We start from the raw sequence: 6,301 nt of genomic DNA, 5'->3' as shown, positions 1-6,301 counted from the left end.
TGGAAAACACCGGCCGAAGCCCTCAACCAACTACTGTCCAACCCACCAGCTGTTGCATCGACCGCTTGAAACCGCCGCCCGATTCTTCGCACTGGGCGCACGTTCGGGCGGAAACGGAGCGAGAAGCTAAGCCGCCAGGGGCGCGTAGGTGGTGGTGCGCTGGCGCGCCGGGCGACCGATACCCTCGGCGATCGCGACGAGCTCGGCGGCCGTCTTGGCCGAACCGTTCTCCGAGCCCGCCATCCGCGAGATCGTCTCCTCCATCAGGGTCCCGCCCAGGTCGTTCGCGCCGCCCTGCAGCATCACCTGCGTGCGCTCGACGCCGAGTTTGACCCAGCTGGTCTGGATGTGAGAGATCCTGCCGTGCAACATGATTCGCGCGAGCGCGTGGACCGCCCGGTTGTCGCGGTGCGTGGGGCCGGGTCGGGCGCCGCCGGCCAGGTACAGCGGCGAGGACTGGTGCACGAAAGGCAGCGGCACGAACTCGGTGAACCCGCCCGTGCGGTCCTGGATCTCACGGAGGACCCGCAGATGGCCGACCCAGTGCCGGGGCTGGTCGACGTGGCCGTACATCATCGTCGAACTCGACCGCAGCCCCACCTCGTGGGCGGTGGTCACCACGTCGATCCACATCGACGTCGGCAGCTTCCCCTTGGTCAGCACCCAGCGCACCTCGTCGTCGAGGATCTCGGCGGCGGTGCCCGGGATGGTGTCCAGCCCGGCTTCGCGCAGGGCGGTCAACCACTCCCGCACCGACAGCCCGCTCTTCGTCACGCCGTTGGCGATCTCCATCGGCGAGAACGCGTGCACGTGCATCGACGGCACCCGCTTCTTGACCGCACGCACCAGGTCGGCGTATCCGGTCACGGGCAGTTCGGGGTCGATGCCGCCCTGCATGCACACTTCGGTCGCCCCTGCGACGTGGGCCTCCCACGCGCGGTCGGCGACCTCGTCGGTCGACAGCGAATACGCGTCGGCGTCACCCTTGCGCTGCGCGAACGCGCAGAACCGGCACCCGGTGTAGCAGATGTTGGTGAAGTTGATGTTGCGGTTGACCACGAACGTCACGTCGTCGCCCACCGTGTCGCGGCGCAGCGAATCCGCCAGCGCGGCAACGGCATCGAGGGCCGGGCCGTCCGCGGTGGCCAGCGCCAGGTACGCGTCGTCGGACAGCGACGCCGGATCCCGCTCCGCGGCGCGCAGTGCCGCCAGCACGTCGGTGTCCACCCGCTCCGGTGCCCGCGCCGCCAGCTCGTGGACCTTCTCGCGGATCGATTCCCAGTCGCCGAAGGCGCTGCCGAGATCGCTGCGCGTGTCGGTGAGTCGACCCTCGCTGTCGATCGCCTCGTGCAGGTCTGTGCGTCCCAGCGACTGCAGCGCCTCGTCGGGCTCCTGCCACGGGCGGCCGACGGGGTTGACGTCGAGCGCCAAACCCGTCTCCGGATCTGCCAGCGCGTCGACGTGGCTGCGCACCCGTGGATCGATCCACGCGGCGCCGGCCTGCACGTACTGCGGTTGCGCGGTGAGCCGCTGGACCAGGTCGTATCCCGCCACGGCGGTCACGTCGGCCAACTCGTCGAGCGCGGGCCACGGCCGTTCGGGGTTGACGTGGTCGGGGGTCAGCGGCGACACGCCGCCCCAGTCGTCGACCCCGGCGGCGATCAGGGCAAGGCACTCCTCACGCGACACCAGGTTCGGCGGCGCCTGCACCCGCACCTTCGGACCGAGCACGAGGCGGGTGGTCGCGACCGTCGCGAGGAAGTCGTCGATACCGGCGTCCGGTGACGACGCCATCGCGGTGTGCTCCTTCGCCCGGAAGTTCTGCACGATCACTTCCTGGACGTGACCGAATTCCTTGTGCGACTTGCGGATCGCATGCATGGTCTCGGCGCGTTCGGTGAGCGTCTCGCCGATTCCGACGAGGAGGCCGGTGGTGAACGGGATGGACAGGCGTCCGGCGTCGTCGAGCGTGCGCAACCGGACGGCCGGATCCTTGTCCGGGCTGCCGTAGTGTGCCAGCCCCTTGGTCTCGAACAGCCGCCGGGAGGTGGTCTCGAGCATCATGCCCATCGACGGCGCAACGGGTTTGAGCCGGGAGAGCTCCGACCAGCTCATCACTCCGGGGTTGAGGTGCGGGAGCAGGCCCGTCTCCTCGAGTACGCGGATGGCCATCGCGCGGACATAGTCGAGCGTCGAGTCGTAACCGCGTTCGTCCAACCACTGACGCGCTTCGTCCCAGCGGGCCTCCGGACGATCTCCCAGGGTGAAAAGTGCTTCCTTGCAGCCCATTTCGGCACCACGACGAGCGACGTCGAGAATCTCGTCGGGCTCCATGTACATGCCCGCCCCCTGGGCGCGCAGCCGTCCGGGCACGGTGACGAACGTGCAGTAGTGGCAGGTGTCGCGGCACAGGTGCGTCACGGGGATGAAGACCTTGCGGGAGTACGTGACCGGCAGCCGCCCGTTCGGCCCGAGACGACCGGCGGAGGTCAACCCCGCATCGCGCACACGGGCGGCACTGGCGCAGAGGTCGGCCAGGTCTTCGCCGCGCGCGCTCATCGCGATCGCGGCCTCGTCGACATTGAGCGCGACGCCGTCGCGAGCCCGGCGCAGTACGCGCCTCATCGCGGCGGAGGTGGGCACTGCAGACTGCGGCGGGACCGCCGGGCTCGGTAGATCAGCGCCGTGCTGGGGGTTCAGGGCCACTCCCCTTTAACCCCCGCGATGGCAACTTTCATCCGCGTGTCTCACATCCTGGAAGCACTGGGTCCGGCATACCGGCCACAGTAGTCCGCGGCCCGTCAGCTGACACGCGCACGCCAGAGCAGCCAGGCGGCCGGGGCGGTCCCGACCGCGGTGTAGATCACGAGGCCGAAGGCCATGACGTCACGCCCGCCGAAGACGATGTCCTCACCGGGGCCGCCGACGGCCAGGGCGGCGAGCGTGACCAACCATCCCCACAGCGGTAGCGCGGCGACCCGGCCGGAGTCGGTCCACTGGTAGGCCGCCCAGACCAGCGCCGCGTTGACCACGCCGACGATGAGCGCGCTGAGCGGGAACGGCGCCGTGCCGATACGCAGGGGCAGGAAGAAGGCACCGAGGACCGCGGTGAGCACACCGTCGAGGGTGAGCAGCGTCAGGACGACGCAACGGAACGCGACCGCGGCCGGACTGTAGCCGCGCGGCGGCGCCGTCAGGTCGGGATGCTGTCGAACAGCGCGACGAACGAACCGACCACCCACTGGAAGTTGTCGAGGCGGTCCTGCCAGTGCTGCAGGTTCGGATCAAGGTCGGGATCCATGGATGCCCCTTCGAGGTCGCCGGATGAGGGGAGCTTACCGCGAGCCGAATTCGCTACGCCAGGTCCAATCCGGCGAGCAGGTCGGTTTCCCAACCCCGCTCGTCGCGCGGGCCCGGTACGCCGGACGCGAGGACGTAGTGCTCCAGGGTGGGGATCGGCATCGCGATGTTGTTCGACAGCGCGCACGACTGTCCGTTGGGCGCGACCGAGATCTGCGTGGCGTGAGCGCGCATGGCGGCGATCTTCGCCTCGAGGCTGTCCCCGACGTCGACGACGGCGTCGATCCGCTCGTCGGGATAGAGGAACGGCACGTCGTCGACACTCACCTGGAGCCACTCATCGGGGACGTCACGGGCAACGGCGAAGGCGTCGCCCATACCGCTCTTGGACATGACGGTCCAGTACAGCTTCGACACCTGCCACCGCGCACGCTCGACGGCGGTGGTGGTGACGCGGTGGGTCTGGATGTGATCCGGGTGTCCGTACCCTCCGGCGGGGTCGTAGGTGACCACGACGTGGGGGCGGAATTCGTCGAGGATCGCGGCCAACAGGCCGGCGGCTTCGGCCATGTCGGCGTCGACGAATCTCCGGTGGTGACGCGCGGGGGTGTCGGCCATCCCGGAGTCGCGCCAGTGGCCGGGTCCGCCGAGGTAGTGCGGTTCGCCGACGCCGAGCGCGGCGAGCGCGGTGGTCAGTTCGGCGATCCGGTACCCGCCGAGTTGGTCGGCATGGTCGACGGCGAGTTGGGCGTACCGCTCCCCGATCACCTCACCTTCTTCCCCGAGGGTGCAGGTGATCACGCGGACGTCCGCGCCCCGGCGGACGTAGTGGGCGATGGTGCCGCCGGTGGTGAGCGTCTCGTCGTCTGGATGGGCGTGGACGAAGAGCAGGCGAGGTGAGGACATCAGCGGTGAATCTACGCCAGCGGACCGGACGCGCCTGATGAAGCCGTGACGCAACATCCCGCCTCGAAAGCCCGTTCCCCCGGACGCCTCGTTCGTGGCCCGGGGACCGTTTCCTCCCGGCGGATTTCAAACACAACGGGCGAGATTCTCAGGAATCAACCGTTTCGACCTGCTGTATTCTCAGGTCGGTCTCAGCTACGCTGTACCGATTGAACGCTGCGCACGTGGGGAGGCGCCATGCGGCGGGCCATCGCCCCTTTCCTGGCCACCGGGGTCGTGTTGTCCGGTGCCGCCGTGGTCGTGGCGAACCCCGTCGTCCCCCTCCCTTCCGACATCCGCGTCTCGGCATCGGACTTCACCGCCGACGGCGACCGGCTCGACGTCCTTGATCCTGCATTCCTCGAATCGATCGGCGCGATCCGTCAGGACTGGCTGAGTTCCATCGAGCAACTGCAGCGCCTCTTCAACGACGTGTCGAACACCGGCCGCGATTCGGTGATCTCGGCATTCGGCGCCGGGGTGAGCATCACCGAACCCGCCATCTCCCTACCGGTCGACGAGTTCACCGCCGCTCATGAGCGGACCCTGGTCCCGCACACCCCGCTGGCCCCCGTCGCGCCCAGCGAGGCGATCGAGGGAGTCGTCGGAGCGCTGACCGACATCGGCACCAGCTTCGGTGAAGCCGGCATCACGTTCGTCAGGCAGGTCAGCCTGGCTCCCGCCGTTGCGTTCGTGCTGACGCAGCAGGTCGTCACTCAACTGATCGCCGGCGAAATCGGTCCCGACGACGCACTCCGGCGGCTGATCGTGGAACCGCTCACCGCATTGCTGGTCGGACACCCGAACCTGACGGGTATCAAAGAGATCGACGAGGCCTTCCACGAGAGCGCGCTCAAGCCCCTCATCCGCGCCCTGATGCGCGTCCTGCCGAGGCCGATCGGTCAGGCCGGCGGTCTGATCGAAAAGGTCGACCAGACCGTGAACGATGTCGCCGCCGACATCCGCAACGGCGTCCAGCCGTCGCCGGCAGCCACCGCGCAACCCCCGCAACTGCAGTCCGGAGCGGAAGCGGAAGTGCCGCTGCCCGAACTCGTGATCGATCCCGACGGGGACCCCGCCGGTGCGAGTCAGGCTCCTTCTCACCCGAAGACGCCGAAACTGCCTAAGCCCGGTGAACTGGCTCGCGATCTCGGCATTCGCGTCCAACAGGGCATCGACAACTTCCACTCGACGATCAAGCGGCTGACGCCCGGCGGCAAGAAGGCGACTCCGGCCGAGGACGACGCCAAGACCGACGCGACTGCGGGCGACAAAGACGACGACACCGTCGACAAGCAGCCCACGTCCGGCTCCACGGACGACGCACCGTCGCAGAACGACGATGCGCCCGCCGAGCGCGGCACCCAGGAGTAAGTGGCGCGAATCGTCACTGTGACGGTTCGGCACACTCGCTCACTCGCTCGAGTCGACGTCGCGCGCCCGCCTCTTCAGCAGCCGCTGGCAAGCCCACACGCCACGGCCCCCGACGGTGGGCTCGAACCGCCCCACCCGCGGTGGTCGCGACCCCAGCAAGCGCCCGTCGACACGGTTGTGCCGCCCACCTGATTGTTCGCTGCGCAGCGCTGAAAGAAGTTAACTGAACGACTCAGCTCGCTCTCAGGAAACAGGGTCTTTGACAAAGTGGCTAATCAGTTTGACAGCCGGAATTCGCTTGTCAGCTACCTGTCAGCAACGTTTCCGCGAAACGCGCCGAGCCCGCTCGGACCACAGGTTCGCGATGTCGCCAGAGCACCGGGAACCAACAGGATAAACCCCCTACTCCGAGACGGCACGACGACATAGAGGCCCTGAGCAGATACCCGTTTTCGTCTGCGTCAAAACACGTCGCCTAGCAGCAGGATTGCCCCGAATCGGCGCCAGATCGCCCGCACGGCCGGACCCGCCGGGGTTCCGCTACCCGCCACGACGACGCGGCCGGCAATCTCGGGAATCCGCCGCATCGGGCTCCGATCGCCAACTCCCCGGTAACCCGAGAACCAGCGAAGAGCTGCGAAAACGCGGCACCGTCGGGTTGATCCTTGCTAGGACAACAACA

4 protein-coding genes are annotated in these 6,301 nt (G+C 68.2%); 1 reads left to right on the top strand and 3 read right to left on the bottom strand.

Translation table 11 applies throughout. The features are described from left to right. Positions 1-126 precede the first annotated feature (126 nt). The 3 genes from AU195_RS04815 to mshB form a co-directional block, all read right to left on the bottom strand. Complete coding sequence (locus tag AU195_RS04815) at positions 127-2,706, bottom strand: bifunctional FO biosynthesis protein CofGH (protein ID WP_059157920.1); 2,580 nt, start codon at positions 2,704-2,706, stop codon at positions 127-129. Positions 2,707-2,801: 95 nt separating this feature from the next. Beyond that, entirely contained in the window at positions 2,802-3,116 is a 315-nt protein-coding gene (locus AU195_RS04810) for a hypothetical protein (RefSeq protein WP_286149131.1), read from the bottom strand. A gap of 238 nt (positions 3,117-3,354) precedes the next feature. Continuing rightward, positions 3,355-4,206, bottom strand: coding sequence for an N-acetyl-1-D-myo-inositol-2-amino-2-deoxy-alpha-D-glucopyranoside deacetylase (gene mshB, locus AU195_RS04805; protein WP_059157918.1), 852 nt, complete (start codon positions 4,204-4,206; stop codon positions 3,355-3,357). Positions 4,207-4,443: 237 nt separating this feature from the next. Here mshB and AU195_RS04800 point away from each other — a divergent pair, with 237 nt between their 5' ends. Further along, complete coding sequence (locus AU195_RS04800; protein ID WP_286149130.1) at positions 4,444-5,619, top strand: hypothetical protein; 1,176 nt, start codon at positions 4,444-4,446, stop codon at positions 5,617-5,619. Positions 5,620-6,301: the final 682 nt, after the last annotated feature.

Source organism: Mycobacterium sp. IS-1496, assembly GCF_001499995.1.
Classification (GTDB): Bacteria; Actinomycetota; Actinomycetes; order Mycobacteriales; family Mycobacteriaceae; genus Mycobacterium.
This window is presented reverse-complemented; position numbering and strand designations above follow the sequence as displayed.